The organism is Variovorax sp. 22077, from assembly GCF_052044195.1.
In the GTDB taxonomy this organism is placed as follows: domain Bacteria; phylum Pseudomonadota; class Gammaproteobacteria; order Burkholderiales; family Burkholderiaceae_C; genus Variovorax; species Variovorax atrisoli.
The window spans coordinates 201,319-216,434 of sequence record NZ_JBQEQC010000003.1 but is presented as its reverse complement, the minus strand read 5'-3'; the positions used below and the strand labels follow the sequence as shown (position 1 = coordinate 216,434).

Below are 15,116 nucleotides of genomic sequence, written 5' to 3'. Positions count from 1 at the left end.
CTGCCGAGTCCATGGCGAATCGCGATGCTCTGAGAGCCTTCCAGTCCCGGCTGGCGAGCCGCCTGCAGGCCGCTCGCACGACGGGCGTGGCCGCCACCTGGCTGGCGGTCGAGGCCGGCGAGGGCAAATACCTCTTTCCGCTGGGACACGCCGGCGAGATCTTTCCCTGGACGCCGCCGCAACCCGTGCCCTACACGGAGCCGTGGTTCCTGGGCGTTGCCAACCTGCGCGGCGGCCTCTACGGCGTCGTGCAGCTTTCGGCATTCGCCACCGGCGTTCCTGCCGCGCTGGCCGCCACCGAGGCGGCGCGCATCCAGTCGCGGCTCGTTGCTTTCAACGAGCTGCTCGAAGTCAACTGCGCATTGCTGGTCGATCGACTGGCGGGGTTGCGGGGGGCGGAGGCCTTCACGGCGTCCGAACCTCCCGGCGCAGACGCACCCGCATGGCACGGACATCTGTTCACCGATGCGGCAGGGGAGCGCTGGCAGGAAGTCAACCTGCAGGCGCTTTCGCAGCAACCCCAGTTTTTGAGCATTGGTGCGTAGCGTCTACGCACGCCGTACCGGAAAACCACCTGAAGGACCGACCGTGAGCTCGATCGCCGACAAGTTCAAGAAATTACTGCCCGTGACCAACGGCAACGACAAGGCCCGCGTCGATGGCTCCGGTTCGATATCGATCGACGATGTCGACACGGTCCAGGTTCCGGACGAGAAGACCGTGCGCATCGACCGCAAGGCCGGCGCGCCCGACACCAGCTTCGGCGACGTCGACCTGCCCGGCGGCGGCGATGCCGCCAACGAACCCGGCGCCGCGGCTGCCGAGATCGCGCCCGACATCACCGGCGGCCGCGCGGGCTCCAACCCGGCGAAGCAGCAGCGTATCCTGGCCATCATGCTGGCGATCGTGGTGCTGCTGCTGCTGCTGGTCGCAGGCTCCGCAATCCTTCGCGCCGAACGCCTCGCGCAGCAGGTGGCGGCCACCGGCCAGTCGCTGATGCAGTCGCAGCGCCTGGCCAAGTCGATCTCGCAGGCCCTCGTGGGCAGCCCCTCGGCCTTCGTCGAGGTGAAGGACGCCGCCGACGACCTCACGCGCCGCGTGCAGGGCCTGACCAACGGCGACGACTCCCTGCGCCTGGAGCGCGTGGGCAACCAGTACGACGAGGAGATGAACAAGATCAATCCTCTGGTCGCCCGTGCCGACGCCAGCGCCAAGGTCGTGCTGGCCCAGCGCCAGATCCTGACGCAGGTGGGCGCCGCCCTGCGCGACATCAACCAGCAGTCGTCCACGCTGCTCGAGATGACGGAGACCGTCGCCTCGCTGAAGATGCAGCAGAACGCCACGCTGCCCGAGATCTCGGCCGCCGGCCAGCTCGTGATGCTGACGCAGCGCATCGGCAAGTCGACCAACGAGTTCTTCACGGTCGAGGGCGTGAACCCCGACGCCGTGTTCCTGCTGGGCAAGGACCTGAACACCTTCCAGGAAACCACCCGCGGTCTGCTCGACGGCAATGCGCAGCAGCGCTTCCCCGGCTCGAAGGACCCGCAGACGCGCCAGCAGCTCGAAGCCATCCTGAAGACCTACGAACAGATGCGCACGCAGGCATCGGCCATTCTGGGCAACCTGCAGGGCCTGGTGGCCGCGCGCGAAGCGCAGGCCTCGATCCTGACCGACAGCGAGCCGCTGCGTAAGTCGCTGGGCGACCTGCAGGAAAAGCTCTCCGCCCGCACCGGCCTGGGCGCCGGCACCATCGTGCTGCTGTTCGTGCTGTCGCTGGCCGCCCTGGCGCTCGCCGGCGCCATCGGTTTCGTGCAGGTGCGCGAAGGCCGCGAACGCGCCGCGGTCGCAGAACGCGAACGTCTGGCCGCCGAACAGGCTTCCGAAGAAGCCAGCCGCGTGAACAACGCCAACCAGGCCGCCATTCTTCGCCTGATGAACGAACTGCAGACGGTGGCCGAAGGCGACCTGACGCAGGAAGCGACCGTGACCGAGGACATCACCGGCGCCATCGCCGACTCGGTGAACTACACGGTGGAAGAACTGCGGCTGCTGGTGGGCAACGTGCAGAACACGGCGACCCGCGTGGCGCAGACGACGTCGCAGGTGGAAAGCACCTCGACCGAACTGCTGGCGGCCTCGACCGAACAGCTGCGCGAGATTCGCGAGACCGGCCAGTCGGTGCTGACCATGGCGGAGCGAATCAACGGCGTGTCCACCCAGGCGCAAGAGTCCGCCACCGTGGCGCGCCAGTCGCTGCAGGCTGCTTCCTCGGGCCTGCAGGCCGTGCAGAACGCCATCGGCGGCATGAACTCCATCCGCGACCAGATCCAGGAAACCTCCAAGCGGATCAAGCGCCTGGGCGAATCCTCGCAGGAGATCGGTGAAATCACGGAGCTGATCTCGGACATTACCGAACAGACGAACGTGCTGGCCCTGAACGCAGCCATCCAGGCCGCGTCCGCCGGTGAAGCCGGCCGAGGCTTCTCGGTGGTGGCGGAAGAAGTTCAGCGACTGGCCGAACGCTCCGCGGACGCCACGCGCCAGATCTCGGCGCTGGTGAAGGCGATTCAGACCGACACGCAGGACGCGGTGGGCGCCATGGAGCGTTCCACGCAGGGTGTGGTCGAGGGGGCCAAGCTGTCCGACAACGCGGGTACCGCGCTGTCCGAGATCGACCGCGTGTCGCGCCGGCTCGCCGACCTCATCGAGCAGATCTCGCAGTCCGCCTCCCGCGAAGCCGATTCGGCGAACGTGGTGGCCGCGAACATCCAGCACATCTTCGCGGTGACGGAACAGACCGGAGAAGGTACGCGCACCACGGCGCAGCAGGTGCGCGAACTCTCGCAGATGGCCGAGGAACTGCGCCGCTCGGTCGCCCGTTTCAAGATTGCGTGATGACGCTCTCCCCCAGCCTTCGCGCACTTCGTGCCGCTTCGGCAACCCCCTTCCGGGGGCAACACCTGCGGCCCGGCGAAGCCGGTTCCGCGGTGTTCCCTGAAGCGGCAGCGGAAGCCTTGTGCATCCGGGGCGCCTTGCGCCCATTGAAAAACTGACAGTCAAAAGAAACGGCGAGCATCCAACGTGTCGATCCAAACCCCTGCCACGGCCCCTCACGCCGGCAACGCGCCGGTCACCGAAGACCTCGGGCCGCTGGCCTGGGTGCTGGGAGAGATCCAGAAATCCCTTGACGGTGTAGGCAAGTCGTTGCGGCGCTTCGTGCGCGAAGTGGATGCCGCGTCCGAGCCGGAGGCCGGCCCGCTGCAGATGGCCCGCCAGCAGCTGCACCAGGCCGTCGGCGCGCTCCAGATGGTGGGGCACTCCTCGCCCGCGCTGGTGCTCGGCGCCATCGAGTTCGCCGTGCAGGGCTTCATCGCCGAGCCGCAACGCTGCACCGAGGCCGCGGTGCTCAAGATCGAGCGTGCGGGCTTCGCCGTCACCGACTTCCTTGGCGCGCTGCTGGCCGGCAAGCCGGTGTCGTCGGTTGCGCTCTTCCCGCAGTACCGCGACGTGCTGGAGCTGGTGGGCAACGAGCGCGTGCACCCGGCCGACCTGTGGAGCACCGCCTGGCGCTGGGTCGAGATCAAGCCCGCCGTCACGCAGGCCGCCGTCGCCTACGACCCGGCCGTGCGCTCGCGGCTCGACCGCGAGGTGCTGCAGGTCGTCAAGAGCGGCGACACCCAGGCGGCGCGCCGCCTCCATGCGCTGTGCCTGGGGCTCGGCCGCGGTGCGCTGCTGCCGCGCGTCTCCAGCTTCTGGACCCTGGCCGCCGGTTTCTTCGAGGCCCTGGCCGCGGGGCTGATCCAGCCCGATGCCTACGTCAAGCGCGCCGCCTCGCGCGTGCTGCTGCAGTACGCCACGCTCGCGCGCGGCGACAGCCTGGTGTCCGACCGGCTCGGCCAGGACCTGCTCTTCTTCTGCGCGCAGGCCGTGCCCGGCCCCGGCGACGACGCCGCCACGCTGCGCACCGTGCGCACCGCCTGGGGCATCTCGGGCGAGCAGCGCGTCGACTACAACGTCGAGCAGTTCGGCCGCTTCGATCCGCTGGTGCTGCAGCAGGCGCGCAAGCGCATCGAAACCGCCAAGGAAATGTGGTCGGCGCTCTCCGGCGGCGACATCACCCGCACCCGCCAGGTGGCCGATACCTTCGCTCAGCTGGGCGAATCGCTGCAGAAGCTGCATCCGCCGATCCTGCCGATGGTGCAGGCCCTGACCCACGCGGTCGAGGCCTCGGTGCGTTCCGGCCAGGCGCCGGGCACCGAGCTCGCGATGGAAGTCGCCACCTCGGTGCTCTACCTGGAGGCCGCCCTCGAGGACCTGGACCCGAGCGATCCCCAGCTCACCGCCCGCACGCTGCAGCTGGCGGGCCGCATCGAGCGCGTGCGCGCCGGCGGCCATTCGGAGCCGCTCGAGCCGTGGATGGAGGACCTCTACCGCCGCGTGAGCGACCGCCAGACCATGGGCACCGTGGTCGACGAGCTGCGCAGCCACCTGAGCGAGCTCGAGAAGTCGCTCGACCAGTATTTCCGCCGCCCGGCCGAGAAGGGCCTGTTGCGCACCGTGCCCACGCAGCTGCTGCAGATGCGCGGCGTGTTCTCGGTGCTCGGTCTCGAGCAGGCCGCTCACACCGTGCAGCGCATGCGCGAGGACGTCGAGGCGATGCTCGTCAGCACCTCGCCGGCCGAGGAGATGGCCGGCTTCGACGCGCTGGGCAACAACCTCGGCGCGCTGGGCTTCCTGATCGACATGCTGGGCTACCAGCCCGCGCTGGCCAAGCGCCTGTTCGTGTTCGACGCCGACGCCGGCGAACTCAAGCCGCTGATGGGCCGCCAGGGCACCGATGCAACGGCCGGCGACGCCCCGGCCGCAGGCCAGGCGCCCGCCGCCGAGGCTGTGCTCAGCATCGAGGAAGTCGACGCGCAGATCGCCTCCAAGCTCGCGGCGCTCGCCGCGCCCAAGGCCAAGCCTTCGCCCATCGAGGAATTCAGCAAGAAGGCCGACAGCTGGACCCAGAAGATCTCCGGCCCGGCCGAGCTGCCCGACACCGAAGTCACCGAGCTCGAAGAAGACGACCTGCAGAACATCTTCCTCGAGGAGGCCCGCGAGGTCGTGCAGAACGGCCTGGCCGCCATCGAGGAGCTCGCCAGCTACCCCGACGACACCGAGGAACTCACGATCCTGCGGCGTGCCTTCCACACGCTCAAGGGCAGCTCGCGCATGGTCGGCCTCACCGAGTTCGGCGACGCCGCATGGGCGCTCGAACAGGTGCTCAACACCTGGCTGGCCGACCAGCGCGCCGCCACGCCGGCGCTGCTGGAAGGCACCGAACGCACGATGAAGGATTTCGGCCAGTGGGTCGAAGCCATCGCAGCGGGCTCAGCACAGGGCTGGCAGTCCGCCCCGTTCAGCCGTGTGGCCAATGCGCTGATGGCCGGCGAGCCGGTGCCCCCGCCGGTGCGCATGGCCGATGCCGAGGCCCTGGCGGTCGCCGCGCGCCACATCGCCGCCGAAGCGCCGGTGACCGCGCCCTCGCCGCTGGAAACTCCGGCGCCCGTGGTTGCGCCGGCGCCGGTCGCGGCGGAGCTGCCGCCGCTGCGTCTTCCCGACCTGCCCGACCTGTCGCTCACGCCGGACGCGCCCGCACCCACGCCTGAGCCCGCACCGGCCGCCGCCTTCGAGCTGCCGCCGCTGCAGCCGCTCGACTGGCAGGAGCCGGTGAAGGCCGGAGCGCCCGAGGCCGACGACGATTTCGCGTCCACCGACTTCCTCGATTTCGAGTCGAAGCAGCAGACCGAAGAACCAGCGCCGCTGGTCTTGCCCAGCGGCGAGATGTTCGACTTCCTCGCACCGCCCGCCAGGACGCCCGCGACCGTCGAACTCAAGCAGGAGCCCGCCGAGCCGGCGGCCCCCGCGCCGGAACCCGTCGCCGTCACCGTGCCCACCACCGCCGGCCTGCCCGACCTGCAATGGGAGCCCGAGCCGCTGCCCGTGCAGGCCGAAGCCCCCGTCGCGGAGCCGGAACCCGAGCCCGTGCCCGCTGCGGAAGCTGTGGAGGCCGTGGAAGCCCCGCTGCCCGGCGAGGCGCCGGCCGCCGTGCCCGAGCCGCTGCTGGCGGTCGAGCCCGAACCCGAACCGCAGCCCGAGCCCGCCCCGGTGGCGCAGGCCGAGGAAGTGGTCGTGCCCATCTTCGAGGCGCCCGCCGTTCCCGCCGAGGCGCAGATCCTCGTCGCCGATGTGGTGGAGGCCCCTGTGCCTGAGCCCGTGGCCAGCGTGGAGCCCGCCGAGCCTGTCGAAGCCCCCGCTCCCGTCGTCGCGCAGGAAAGCGCCGAGGACCAGGTCAAGGTCATCGGCCCGCTGCGCATCGGCATCCAGCTCTACAACGTCTACCTCAACGAGGCCGACGAATGGTCGCGCCAGCTCGCCACCGACGTCGGCGAGTGGGCGCTCGAATCGCACGAGCGCCTGCCCGACTCGACCATCGCGCTGGCCCATTCGCTGGCCGGCAGCTCGGCCACGGTCGGCTTCCACAGCCTGTCGGGCATGGCCCGCCTGTTCGAGGCGGCGCTGCAGCACCTGCAGATGCAGGGCAGCGGCACGCGCGAGCAGGGCATGGTTCTGGTGGCCGCGGCCGACGAGCTGCGCCGCCTGCTGCACCAGTTCGCCGTAGGCCTGCTGCGCGACCCGGCCGAAGGCACGCTGCAGGCCCTGCGCGACATCGCCAATTCGCCGATGCCCACCGAAGTGGCCATGCGCGCCGAAGCCCGGCCACTGCATCAGGTGGTGGCCAGCGAGCCCGTCGCCGACGTGGCGCTGGACGACTCCGAGGACGCCATCGACCTGGCCGACGCGGTCGACGTCGACCTGTTCCCGATCTTCGAGGAAGAGGCGGCCGAACTGCTGCCGCAGCTCGGCGAGGCGCTGCGCCAGTGGGCGCATCACCCCGACGACAGCGCGCCGCGCGCCTCGGTGCTGCGCACGCTGCACACGCTCAAGGGCAGCGCCCGCCTGGCCGGCGCCATGCGTCTGGGCGAGCGCGCGCACCGCATGGAGTCCGAGATCGAAGTCCTGGGCTCCCAGGGCGCCGAGCGGGCCGACATCGAGAAGCTGCTGGGCCGCCTCGACGTGCTGCAGGCCACCTTCGACGCGCTGCGCGCGGCCGACGACGCCACGCAGGTCGAACTGGCCCAGATCGTTGCCGCCGCCACCTCGGCCGCGCCCGTCGCCGTCGCTTCGCAGGCGCCCAAGGCTGCCGTGCCGGCCAACGATGAAACCGTGGAGCCCGTGGCGAGCCTGGAAGACCAGCCCGCCGCCACCTCGGCGGAGGCCGCGGCCGATCACGCCGCTGCGCCGCAGGTGGCTGCCGCCGCCAGCCCGCAGCCGCGCCCGGCGCCGGCCGCGCTGGTGGCGCCGCTGCGCCCCGCGAGCGGCCAGGCGGTGCGCATCCGCACCCAGCTGCTCGACCGCCTGGTCGCGCAGACCGGCGAGGTCATCATCACGCGTTCGCGCCTGGAGGCCGAGCTCGGCCAGCTGCGCGGCTCGCTCGCCGACCTGACGGGCAACCTGGACCGCCTTCGCCAGCAGCTGCGCGACATCGAGGTGCAGGCCGAAAGCCAGATGCAGTCGCGCCTCGCGCAGGCCAAGGACTCGCAGCAGAGCTTCGACCCGTTGGAGTTCGACCGCTTCACCCGCGTGCAGGAGCTCACGCGCATGATGGCCGAGTCGGTGAACGACGTGGCCACCGTGCAGCGCACCCTGCAGAAGACGGTGCAGGCGACGGAAGACGACCTCAGCGTGCAGGCGCGCCAGACGCGCGAACTGCAGCGCGGCCTGCTGCGCACGCGAATGGTGGAGTTCGAGGGCATCTCCGACCGCCTCTACCGCGTGGTGCGCCAGGCCTCTAAGGACACCGGCAAGCAGGTGCGCCTGGACATCGTCGGCGGCTCCATCGAAATGGACCGCGGCGTGCTCGACCGGATGACGCCCGCCTTCGAGCACCTGCTGCGCAACTGCGTGGCCCACGGCATCGAGGATGCGGCGGTGCGCGAGAGCGCCGGCAAGGACGCCAGCGGCCTGATCGTCATCGACCTGCACCACGAGGGCAACGACGTGTCGGTGAGCTTCCGCGACGACGGCGCCGGCCTCGACCACAGGCGAATCGCCGAGCGTGCGCGCACGCTGGGCCTGCTGGGCGCCGACCAGGAGCTCACGGCCGAGGAGGCCACCGAGCTGATCTTCAAGCCCGGCTTCTCGACGGCGGGGCAGGTTTCCGAACTCGCCGGCCGCGGCATCGGCATGGACGTGGTGCGCGCGCAGATCGCGGCGCTCGGCGGCCGCATCGAGACGCACAGCACGCCGGGCCAGGGCACCACCTTCAAGCTGGTGCTGCCGCTGACCACCGCCGTGACGCACGTGGTGATGCTGCGCGCGGGCGAGGTGTCCATCGGCGTGCCGTCGAACCTGGTGGAGCTGGTGCAGCGCGTGGGCGCGTCCGACCTCGAGGCCGCCTACCTGCACAACAGCCATCCCTTCGGCAGCGAGCAGGTGCCGTTCTACTGGACCGGTGCACTGCTGCAGGCCTCCACCCGCAGCGAGCACGGCCCGGCCAAGAACAACACCATCGTGGTCGTGCGAAGCGCGGCGCAGCGCGTGGCGCTGCACGTGGACGAAGTGCTGGGCAACCAGGAAGTCGTGGTGAAGAACCTCGGCCCGCAGCTCGCGCGGCTGCCCGGCCTGGCCGGCATCTCGGTGCTGGCCTCGGGCGCGGTGGCGCTGATCTACAACCCGGTGGCGCTGGCCGCGGTGCACGGCGAACAGGCGCGCGAGCGCCAGGCCGCCGCCGCGATCGCCGCCGCGGCCCCGGCGGATCAGGGCGAGGCCGAGCAGGGCGCGCCGCAGCAGCCCCTGCAGGCGCTGGCGCCGGTGGTGCCGCAGATCCCGCTGGTGCTGGTGGTGGACGACTCCATCACCGTGCGCCGCGTCACGCAGCGCCTGCTGCAGCGCGAAGGCTATCGCGTGTCGCTCGCGGCCGACGGCTTGCAGGCGCTGGAGCGGCTGCAGCAGGAGCGCCCGGCGGTGGTGCTGTCGGACATCGAGATGCCGCGCATGGACGGCTTCGACCTGGCCCGCAACATCCGCGCCGACGCGGCCCTGGCCGAGCTGCCGATCATCATGATCACCTCGCGCATCGCCGAGAAGCACCGCGACTACGCGCGCACGCTGGGCGTGAACCACTACCTCGGCAAGCCGTACTCGGAAGAGGAACTGCTGCGCCTGGTGCGTGCGTACACGAGCGAGCCGGCGCTGGCGGTCGCGGCCTGACGCGACCGGTCTGCCGCTCCATCGAAAAAGGGCCCCTGGGGCCCTTTTTTTTTGCCGGTTCCGGCGGTCGCTATTTTTGCAGCGCCTTCGCCCGCGCCACGCCGTAGCGCTGCAGCGTCTTCTCGCGCGCCTCTGCATGGTCGACCACCGGCTTGGGGTAGGTCTCGCCGAGCTTGATGCCGGCGGCTTCCAGCTCCACCGGCGAGGCCAACCAGGGCGCGTGGATCGTGGTGTTCGACAGCCCCGCGAGCTGCGGCAGGTAGCGGCGGATGAACTTGCCCTCGGGGTCGAAGCGCTCGCTCTGGGTCACCGGGTTGAAGATGCGGAAGTAGGGCTGGGCGTCGCAGCCGCTGGAACTGGCCCACTGCCAGCCGCCGTTGTTCGAGGCCAGCTCGAAGTCGTTCAGGTGCAGCGCGAAGTAGGCCTCCCCGCGGCGCCAGTCCAGACCCAGGTCCTTGCACAGGAAGCTCGCGGCCACCATGCGCAGGCGGTTGTGCATGTAGCCGCTCTGGTTGATCTGCAGCATGGCGGCGTCCACCAGCGGGTAGCCGGTGCGGCCGTTGCACCAGGCATCGAAGAGCTGGTCGGCGTGCTTGCCGTGGTGCCACTGGATCTTGTCGTACTCGGGGCGGAAGCTCTTCGACTCGCCGCCCTGGTGAACGTGCGGGAAGTGCGCCAGGATCTGGAAGTAGAACTCCCGCCAGATCAGTTCGCTCAGCCAGGTCGCCGCACCCGTGTTGCCCTGCAGCGAGAGCTGGTGCGACACGCTGGCCAGCTGCCGGATCGACACCGTGCCGAAGCGCAGGTGGATGCCCATGTAGCTGGGGCCGCGCACGGCGGGGAAGTCGCGCGCCTCGTCGTAGCGGTCGATGCGCTCGAAGAAGTCCTCGAAGAGCTTGCCGGCGCCGCGGGTGCCGGTGGGGATCTCCAGCGTCGAGAGGTTGCTCTTCTCGAAGCCGATCTCGCGCAGCGTGGGCACCGGCTCGCCGTAGGCCTGGGGCGAGGGGGCGAGCGCATCGGCGTGGTTGCGCACCGGGTACGACTTCAGGAAGAAGGCGTCGAGCTTCGCCAGCCAGGCCCGCTTGTAGGGCGTGAACACCGTGTAGGGCTGTCCGGTCTTGGTCATGACCTCGTCGCGGTCGAAGACGGTCGAGTCCTTGTAGGTGTGGAAGGTCACGCCCGCGTTGGCCAGCGCGCCGAAGACCTTGGCGTCGCGCTCCAGCGCGTCGGGCTCGTCGTCGCGGTTGGCGAAGACGGCCTGCACGCCGAGCTCGCGGGCCAGGGCCGGAATTTCCTGCGCCGCCACCGCATGCCGCACGATCAGCCCTCCGCCCAGCGCGCGCAGCTCGGCCTCGAGCTCCACCAGCGATTCGCGGATGAACTCCACCCGGCGGTCGACCGTGGGCAGGGCGTCCAGGATCGCCTTGTCGAACACGAACACGCACAGGACCTGCCTGCAGGCCCGGAGCGCACGGTAGAGGGCGGCGTTGTCGTCCACGCGCAGGTCGCGGCGGAACCACATGAGCCCTTTGGGATAGGTCTTGTCGACGGCCAGTAAAATCGGAGGCATATGGCCGCCGATTCTGCCCCGATGAACCTCACGCATCACTTTTTGATAGCGATGCCCGGGATGGAAGACAAAACTTTCAACCGCAGCGTCGTGTACCTCTGCGAACACAGCGAGCGCGGCGCGCTCGGCCTGGTGATCAACAAGCCCAGCGACATCAACCTCAAGGTGCTCTTCGAGAAGATCGAGCTGCACCTGGCCCGCCCCGAGCTGGGCGAAGCCCCCGTCTTCCAGGGCGGGCCGGTGCAGACCGAGCGCGGCTTCGTGCTGCACGAGCCGGTCTTCTCCCAGGCCGAGAAGCCCGAGGAATCCGTCTACGCCTCGACCATGACCATCCCCGGCGGGCTCGAGATGACCACTTCCAAGGACGTGCTGGAGGCCCTGGCCACCGGCGCGGGCCCGCGCAAGGTGCTGGTCTCCCTGGGCTACGCGGCCTGGGGCGAAGGGCAGCTCGAATCCGAGCTGGCCGAGAACAGCTGGCTCACCGTGGGCGCCGACCCGGCGGTGATCTTCGACACCCCGATCGAGCAGCGCTACGACAAGGCGCTGATGCTGCTGGGCCTGGAGGCCTGGAAGCTGTCCCCCGACGCCGGACACGCCTGATGAACCTGGCTCGCCCCCAGGCTGCGCGCACTTCGTGCCGCTTCGCCAACTCCCTGCCGCGGGCGGGCCGGCCGCTCCGGGCGGCCGTGCGCGGCGGCCCCCTGTGAACGGACCGGCGATGTCTGACAGCGCCCGGTCCCCAGCGCCTGCCGTTGTTCCCTCCCATTTCCAGAGCTTCCTGGCCTTCGATTTCGGCCTGAAGCGCACGGGCGTGGCCAGCGGCAACCGGCTGCTGCGCACCGCCACGCCCCAGCCGACCATCAAGGCCGAGGGCGACGCGCGCTTCGCGCAGGTCGAGGCGCGCATCAAGGAATGGCAGCCCGACGCGCTGGTGATCGGCGTTCCCTGGCACCCCGATGGCGCCGCGCACGAGAACACCCGCCGCGCGCAGAAGTTCGCGCGCCAGCTGCGCGGCCGTTTCAATCTCCAGGTGTTCGAGGTCGACGAGCGCTACAGCACCACCGAGGCGCTGGCCTCGGGCGCGCGCGATGCCGACGCAGCGTCGGCCTGCATCATCCTGGAGCAGTTCCTGAGGAGCCTGGAGCAATGAGGCTCTCCCTCGGGTTTCGCGCACTTCGTGTCGCTTCGCCAACCCCCTCGGCGGGGGCGACACCTGTGGCCCGGCGGAGCCGGTTCCGCGGTGTTTCCCGAGCGTCCGTTCCCCTTCCCCTTGCCTTGTCCTGGAGCAATCATCTTGAGTTCTGTCGTTCCTGACGCCGAGGCGTTGTATCTCGATCTGCTGGCCGGCGTGAAGCCGCTGGTGCGCCCTGAAACGAAGCTGGTGGGCATCACCTCCGGCGGCGCCTGGCTGGTCGAGCGGCTGCAGAAGGACCTGGGCCTGCCCGGCGCGCCCGGCGTCATCTCATCGGCCATGCACCGCGACGACTTCGCGCGCCGCGGCCTTTCGGCCAGCGCGCAGACCTCGCTGCCCTTCGACGTGAACGGCGCCGACGTGCTGCTGCTCGACGACGTGCTCTACACCGGCCGCACCATCCGCGCGGTGCTCAACGAGCTGTTCGACTTCGGCCGTCCGGCCAGCGTGCGCCTCGCGGTGCTGGTGGATCGCGGCGGCCGCGAGCTGCCGGTGGCGGCCGACTTCGCCGCCGCCACGTTGACGCTGCCCGACACGCAACTGCTCGCCCTTGCACGCGCCGATGACGGCGCCTTCAGCCTCAAGGTGGAGGAGAACAGGTAAATGCTCTACAAGCGAAACCCCCAGCTCAACAAGAACGGCGAGCTGATCCACCTGCTGTCGATCGAGGGCCTGCCCAAGGACATCGTCACGCACATCCTCGACACGGCCGCCAACTTCACCAGCGTGAGCGACCGCGAGGTGAAGAAGGTGCCGCTGCTGCGCGGCAAGAGCGTGTTCAACCTGTTCTTCGAGAACAGCACCCGCACGCGCACCACCTTCGAGATCGCGGCCAAGCGCCTGAGCGCCGACGTGATCAATCTCGACATCGCGCGCTCCTCGGCCACCAAGGGCGAGTCGCTGCTGGACACCATCGCCAACCTGAGCGCCATGGCCGCCGACCTGTTCGTGGTGCGCCACAGCGAGTCGGGCGCGCCCTACCTGATCGCGCAGCACGTCGCGCCGCACGTGCACGTGGTGAACGCCGGCGACGGCCGCCACGCGCACCCGACGCAGGGGCTGCTCGACATGTACACGATCCGCCACTACAAGAAGGATTTCTCGAACCTCACGGTCGCCATCGTCGGCGACGTGCTGCATTCGCGCGTGGCGCGCTCCGACATCCACGCGCTCACCACGCTGGGCTGCGCCGAGGTGCGCGTGGTCGGCCCGAAGACGCTGGTGCCCGGCGACATGGCCGGCATGGGCGTGCGCGTGTGCCACACGCTCGAAGAGGGCATCAAGGACTGCGACGTGGTCATCATGCTGCGCCTGCAGAACGAACGCATGAGCGGCGCCCTGCTGCCGTCGTCGCAGGAGTTCTTCAAGACCTTCGGCCTCACGCAGGAGAAGCTGCAGCTGGCCAAGCCCGACGCCATCGTGATGCACCCGGGCCCCATCAACCGCGGCGTGGAGATCGACTCCGCCGTGGTCGACGGCAAGCAGAGCGTGATCCTTCCGCAGGTCACTTTCGGCATCGCCGTGCGCATGGCGGTGATGAGCATCGTGGCGGGCAACGAGGCATAGAAATGTTGCTTGCCACCAGTCTTCGCGCACTTCGTGTCGCGTCGCCAACCCCCTGCCGGGGGCAACACAGGTGGCCCGGCGAAGCCGGCGCCGCGGTGTTTCCCGAAAAGGCCCTGACTGTCAGCGGAAGTACAGACGCATGAACATCCAAATCACCAACGGCCGCGTCGTCGACCCCGCGTCGGGCACCGATCAAAAGGCCGACATCGCCATCGCCGACGGAAAGATCGCCGGCATCGGCAGCAGCATCCCCGCCGGCTTCCAGGCCGAGCGCACCATCGACGCCTCGGGCTGCATCGTCGCGCCCGGCCTCGTGGACCTGGCCGCGCGCCTGCGCGAGCCGGGCTACGAGCACGAGGGCATGCTCGAGAGCGAGATGGCCGCGGCCATCGCCGGCGGCGTCACCAGCCTCGTGTGCCCGCCCGACACCGACCCGGTGCTCGACGAGCCCGGCCTGGTCGAGATGCTCAAGTTCCGCGCCGAGAAGCTGCAGGCCGCGCGCCTGTTCCCGCAGGGCGCGCTCACCCGCGGCCTGGCCGGCGGCGTGCTGACCGAGATGGCCGAGCTCACCGAGGCCGGCTGCATCGGCTTCGGCCAGGCCGACGTGCCGCTGGGCGACACGCAGGTGCTGCAGCGCGCGCTGTCGTACGCCAGCACCTTCGGCTACACCGTGTGGCTGCGCCCGCAGGACCGCGACCTCGGCAAGGGCGTGGCCGCCAGCGGCCCGCTCGCCACGCGGCTGGGCCTGTCGGGCGTGTCCGTGTCGGCCGAGACCATCGCCATCTTCACCATCGTCGAGCTCATGAAGAGCACCGGCGCGCGCGTGCACCTGTGCCGCATCTCCAGCGCCCGCGGCGTGGAACTGGTGCGCCAGGCCAAGGCGCAGGGCCTGCCGATCACCTGCGACGTGAGCATCAACTCGCTGCATCTGGCCGACACCGACATCGGCTACTTCGACAGCCGCGCCCGACTGAACCCGCCGCTGCGCCAGCAGGGCGACCGCGACGCGCTCTCGGCCGCGCTGGCCGACGGCACCATCGACGCGCTGGTGTCCGACCACACGCCGGTCGAGGCCGACGCCAAGACGCTGCCCTTCGCCGAAGCCGAGGCGGGCGCCACCGGCCTCGAACTGCTGCTGCCGCTCGCGCTGCGCTGGGGCGAGCGAAGCGGCGCCGGCATCGCGCGCGCCATCGAGGCGGTCACCGCCGCGCCTGCGCGCCTTCTGGGTGCCGACCATGTGGCCACCGGTATCGGCCGCCTGCAGCAAGGCGGCGTGGCCGACCTGTGCATCGTCGATCCCGCACTCGAATGGCAGGTGGAGCCCGGCGCGCTCAGGAGCCAGGGCAAGCACACGCCGTTCGCGGGCTATCCGCTGCAGGGCCGTGCGCGGCATACGCTGGTGGCCGGCCGCGTCGTCCACGAATAGAAATGAAGCGCACCCCGAGGCTTCGCGCACTTCGCGTCGCTGCGCCA

General features: G+C 70.2%; 9 protein-coding genes. 8 read left to right on the top strand and 1 reads right to left on the bottom strand.

The annotated features are described in order from the left end of the window. Window positions 1–11 precede the first annotated feature (11 nt). The 3 genes from ACTJLF_RS05520 to ACTJLF_RS05510 all read left to right on the top strand — a co-directional run bounded on the left by ACTJLF_RS05520 (window position 12) and on the right by ACTJLF_RS05510 (window position 9,315). Window positions 12–545 (top strand): chemotaxis protein CheW, encoded by a 534-nt coding sequence (locus ACTJLF_RS05520; protein WP_019656272.1) that lies wholly within the window; start codon window positions 12–14, stop codon window positions 543–545. A 43-nt stretch (window positions 546–588) separates the two neighbouring features. Beyond that, window positions 589–2,895, top strand: a complete 2,307-nt coding sequence (locus ACTJLF_RS05515) for a methyl-accepting chemotaxis protein (RefSeq protein WP_126184733.1) — start codon at window positions 589–591, stop codon at window positions 2,893–2,895. A gap of 186 nt (window positions 2,896–3,081) precedes the next feature. Continuing rightward, window positions 3,082–9,315: an Hpt domain-containing protein gene (locus tag ACTJLF_RS05510; protein WP_440882649.1), complete on the top strand. Its 6,234-nt coding sequence runs from the start codon at window positions 3,082–3,084 to the stop codon at window positions 9,313–9,315. 70 nt (window positions 9,316–9,385) lie between these two features. On the opposite strand, the gene ACTJLF_RS05505 is transcribed toward ACTJLF_RS05510, so the two are convergent. After that, the gene (locus ACTJLF_RS05505; RefSeq protein ID WP_440882648.1) at window positions 9,386–10,885 is read right to left on the bottom strand and encodes a cryptochrome/photolyase family protein; all 1,500 of its coding nucleotides are present in this window, start codon (window positions 10,883–10,885) and stop codon (window positions 9,386–9,388) included. Between ACTJLF_RS05505 and ACTJLF_RS05500 the strand changes: the two genes are divergently transcribed. From ACTJLF_RS05500 to ACTJLF_RS05480, 5 genes are all read left to right on the top strand, one after another. Next, window positions 10,886–11,485 carry a YqgE/AlgH family protein gene (locus tag ACTJLF_RS05500; protein WP_019656268.1) on the top strand — a complete coding sequence of 200 codons (600 nt, stop codon included), beginning with the start codon at window positions 10,886–10,888 and terminating at the stop codon, window positions 11,483–11,485. A 118-nt stretch (window positions 11,486–11,603) separates the two neighbouring features. Next, window positions 11,604–12,035, top strand: coding sequence for a Holliday junction resolvase RuvX (gene ruvX, locus ACTJLF_RS05495; RefSeq protein ID WP_020723217.1), 432 nt, complete (start codon window positions 11,604–11,606; stop codon window positions 12,033–12,035). Window positions 12,036–12,179: 144 nt separating this feature from the next. Beyond that, window positions 12,180–12,680: a bifunctional pyr operon transcriptional regulator/uracil phosphoribosyltransferase PyrR gene (pyrR, locus tag ACTJLF_RS05490; protein ID WP_440882647.1), complete on the top strand. Its 501-nt coding sequence runs from the start codon at window positions 12,180–12,182 to the stop codon at window positions 12,678–12,680. Next, window positions 12,681–13,643, top strand: a complete 963-nt coding sequence (locus tag ACTJLF_RS05485; RefSeq protein ID WP_019656265.1) for an aspartate carbamoyltransferase catalytic subunit — start codon at window positions 12,681–12,683, stop codon at window positions 13,641–13,643. It abuts the gene before it with no gap. A gap of 139 nt (window positions 13,644–13,782) precedes the next feature. Continuing rightward, a complete protein-coding gene (locus tag ACTJLF_RS05480; protein ID WP_126184730.1) occupies window positions 13,783–15,069 on the top strand; it encodes a dihydroorotase in 1,287 nt (428 codons plus the stop codon). The last annotated feature ends 47 nt before the right edge of the window (window positions 15,070–15,116 follow it).

Bases quoted from the DNA above. Each gene is read 5' to 3' on its own strand.
- ACTJLF_RS05520 (WP_019656272.1), top strand. From the start codon at position 12: ATGGCGAATCGCGATGCTCTGAGAGCCTTCCAGTCCCGGCTGGCGAGC.
- ACTJLF_RS05505 (WP_440882648.1), bottom strand. From the start codon at position 10,885: ATGCCTCCGATTTTACTGGCCGTCGACAAGACCTATCCCAAAGGGCTC.
- ACTJLF_RS05500 (WP_019656268.1), top strand. From the start codon at position 10,886: ATGGCCGCCGATTCTGCCCCGATGAACCTCACGCATCACTTTTTGATA.
- ruvX (WP_020723217.1), top strand. From the start codon at position 11,604: ATGTCTGACAGCGCCCGGTCCCCAGCGCCTGCCGTTGTTCCCTCCCAT.
- ACTJLF_RS05485 (WP_019656265.1), top strand. From the start codon at position 12,681: ATGCTCTACAAGCGAAACCCCCAGCTCAACAAGAACGGCGAGCTGATC.
- ACTJLF_RS05480 (WP_126184730.1), top strand. From the start codon at position 13,783: ATGAACATCCAAATCACCAACGGCCGCGTCGTCGACCCCGCGTCGGGC.